This window comes from Mycobacterium sp. TH-M25 (assembly GCF_057473665.1).
The window spans coordinates 1-3041 of the sequence record NZ_JBYCLA010000506.1 but is presented as its reverse complement, the minus strand read 5'-3'; the positions used below and the strand labels follow the sequence as shown (position 1 = coordinate 3041).

Here is a 3041-nt window from a genome sequence, read left to right as displayed (position 1 = left end):
ATGTCGGTCGGGGTGTGCACCGACAAGTCGTCCCCGACATGTGCGCTAGAGGTGGCTCGCCACGAAAGTCGCGGCCTGACCGGGCATCCCGGACTGCTGATACGACAAGTGCGGCGCGGAGAACATCTCGTCATGCGAAGGCAGCGCCAAGGCCCCGCCCGGAGTGCAAATCGGGTCGTCGGGCGCGCACAAGTCGATGGCTTTAGCGCCATACCACGGGCTGATCGCGCTTATTGGTCCCCCCAGATATCTGCTCGTCGGATTTCCGAAGACGGCGACGGCAGCAACGTGCTCAGCCTCGTCCGCGGATAGCGTCGCGGCGTTAAAGCCCGCAACCGATGCTCGGGCGATGGTGATCAGATCTATCACCATCGCGCCTTGGGAATATCCGCCGAGCACCAACTTGGTGTTGGGACAGTTCGCAACCATGGACTGAACATGAGCGTTCGCATCGCTGGCGCCCGTGGATGCAGACGGCGGCCAATCTTCGGTGGCGGGATAGTTGACGGGATACACCTCGACGGAGCGACCCTTAACCTGCGAGCGCAGTGAATCGACAAATGCCTGCCCGACCCCACCAACACCAGCTGGCTCGTTGGTGGCGCGGGCGAACGTCACCTCGACGTCTGGACAAGGGGCAGCGGACGCGGGGGCGATAAGGGTTGATGCGCTTAGCAGGGTCGCCCCAGTTGTCACCACCGCGGCACCCAGCAAACGAGCGAATTGGCGTGCGTTCACGTCTCAATGCTGACACATCGCGACCGAAAGCGTACCGGCTAAGTCGCGCGACCTGCTTTCGCCGCCCGTGAGCGGCGCCTCGCGATCCGGCGATGCCGTCGCCACGGTGCGCTTCGCGGCATTGACCTCGATGTCGCACCAGGTGAGTATGTTGCTCTGGTTGGACCCAGCGGAGCTGGGAAGTCGACGTTGGCCGGCGTACTGGCCGGCATTTACGTACCCGATTCCGGACATGTCACGATTGGCGCTGGCGGTCGGCGCGACGGTATGGGTGCATGACTTGCCTGCCGACATTAACACATCGATTGGCCTTGGCGGTCAGCACCTTTCGTATTCTCGTATTCACAAGGCCAGCAGTTGGCGTTAGCCAGAATCCTGTTGGTGAATCCTCGGGTGGTCGTCCTCGATGAAGCCACGGCTGGGCTGCAACCGCCGTTGGCACTGCAGTTGGCGAGATCGATTGTCAACGATGAGCGAATTGTCATCTCCGTTACCCACAGACTCGACCTTGCGGAGAAAGCTGATCGGATCGCTGTTCTCGATAACGGTGGGCTGTCGCAACTCGGCACCCACGAGGAACTCATCACCGAGAACGGCGTGTATGCCGAGCTTTGGTCGGCATGGATAGCGAGGCCCAGGGAAAAACCGGTCAAACGGTTCGCCCGTCGAGGCCTCTTTCGAGGCGAGCACGGTGGTGAACAACCCAGTTGAATGCGGCGCGTACCTGCCCAGGTACTCCGGCATCGCAGAGCCGTAGCATCGATTCGTTACCGGCCGCGGCGCCGCGCTCGATGCCGCGCCAACAGCGGTCTTGCCACCAAAGGATGACGCCCACCAGATCATCACGCATACCGTCGCTGAGACCGTAGGCTTCACAGATGAGGCGCATACGACGCGCAGCCTCGGAAACGTCTGTTATCCCAGGTCCGAGCTGTAAATACTGCCAGCAAACATGGGCTATGTCGTGAACGCGATTGCCTGGTGCGGCCAGGTCCCAATCAATGAAGGCGACGGGCCGTGGATAGCCGTCTTCCACAGCATAAACAGTATTTTTTGGTGACAGGTCGTTGTGGCATACGACCTCCCAGTCACCCGAAAGCGCATTATCAGCGGTCACATTGTGAAATTGGCGGACAAGGATAGCAATGCTAGCCAGGTTCTCGTCGGACTGAATTGCTGATAGATGTGCTGGCTCCCACGGGACAAGCCCGTCGATATAGCTGAGGATTTCACGGCCGTCACTATCGACTCCAATAAGGCGCGGCGCGCCAGCCCACTCGACCCGCTCGAAGAGACGAAGCACGGCATGCACGAACTCCGCTCGGGCCGGTGGGGCACGGAATACGTGGCCGTTCGCCAGCGCGACATTATTGACGAACCCACCTTCGAGCTGTATTTCCTCGGCCACGCTTGCAGTATTCGCGAAATCGCGGTGCTTTTGAAGGAACACTTGGAAGTGAGTAGGCACAGGGGAGGCGCAGGGCGGTCATGAGGAAGCCGGACCGGCGTGACAATGACCCATCGACGGTCGGCAGGATCAGGTAGTAGTCGCGCAAATTCTCTGTGTAACACGCCTGGGCAGGTTCGGTCACTGTGAGTGCCCCCGGCACGACTCGAACGTGCGACCTAGGGATTAGAAGGCCCTTGCTCTATCCACCTGAGCTACGGAGGCAATACGCAGGTCAGTCTATCCAATGGCAATCGTCGGTCGATTCCGCCCGCGCAACGCCCACGAGATGCCTTTCCTCGCCGCGGTTACCGGTGATGGTGTGCGCCTCGATACCCCGCTCGGGCCGGCGCCCGTCACTGCGCGGTTCGCCCTACGCGGCGAGTGGACTGGCCGCGAGCTTTCCCCGCAAATCGTGACCGGGTATGCGCAGTCACGGCTATCGCCTGTTGCGACGACGTGAGCTGCGCAGCGCGGATCACGTACGCGAAAACACGCCGACTACGGTGGCGACCCCGAGCGGTTCACGGCGTCGCCGATTTCGTACGCGCACACGAGGCGCCATCGTTCATGACGTGCGGCACGGCGAGAAGATCCGTTGGCTCGCGAGTGGACCGGTCGCCCCTGTCGGCATCCCCAGCCGGCTGAATCGAGTGGCGACTCCGCAGAGTCGCCCCAACCCGGCTGCCCATCACAAAGTTTCGTATGCCAGCATTCCAGCACCCGTCGGAATGCGGGATCCGCACGTGTAAGCGGCTTTCACCAGCGGGTGAACCCGACTAGCGTTGGATAGGCAATCGGGCGGGCGGGACTGAATGCAGGAGGCGTGATCGGCGGTGACAGCGTACTGGTGTGC

General features: G+C 61.6%; 4 protein-coding genes, 1 tRNA gene and 1 pseudogene. 2 read left to right on the top strand and 4 right to left on the bottom strand.

The features are described from left to right. Positions 1–45: 45 nt before the first annotated feature. On the bottom strand, positions 46–738 hold the full coding sequence (locus AC2VOU_RS17085) for a cutinase family protein (protein WP_486958433.1): 693 nt from the start codon (positions 736–738) through the stop codon (positions 46–48). An 84-nt stretch (positions 739–822) separates the two neighbouring features. On the opposite strand from AC2VOU_RS17085, the gene AC2VOU_RS17080 reads away from it, so the two are divergent. Continuing rightward, positions 823–1017 carry an ATP-binding cassette domain-containing protein gene (locus AC2VOU_RS17080; protein WP_486958434.1) on the top strand — a complete coding sequence of 65 codons (195 nt, stop codon included), beginning with the start codon at positions 823–825 and terminating at the stop codon, positions 1015–1017. A gap of 370 nt (positions 1018–1387) precedes the next feature. On the opposite strand, the gene AC2VOU_RS17075 is transcribed toward AC2VOU_RS17080, so the two are convergent. The 3 genes and pseudogenes from AC2VOU_RS17075 to AC2VOU_RS17065 form a co-directional block, all read right to left on the bottom strand. Further along, entirely contained in the window at positions 1388–2146 is a 759-nt protein-coding gene (locus tag AC2VOU_RS17075; RefSeq protein ID WP_454561287.1) for a phosphotransferase, read from the bottom strand. 64 nt (positions 2147–2210) lie between these two features. Further along, positions 2211–2321: pseudogene (locus AC2VOU_RS17070) on the bottom strand (hypothetical protein); the annotation flags it as partial. Between the two features lie 15 nt (positions 2322–2336). Next, positions 2337–2410: transfer RNA gene (locus AC2VOU_RS17065), tRNA-Arg, on the bottom strand. 22 nt (positions 2411–2432) lie between these two features. Here AC2VOU_RS17065 and AC2VOU_RS17060 point away from each other — a divergent pair. Next, complete coding sequence (locus AC2VOU_RS17060) at positions 2433–2648, top strand: hypothetical protein (RefSeq protein WP_486958432.1); 216 nt, start codon at positions 2433–2435, stop codon at positions 2646–2648. Positions 2649–3041 lie beyond the last annotated feature (393 nt).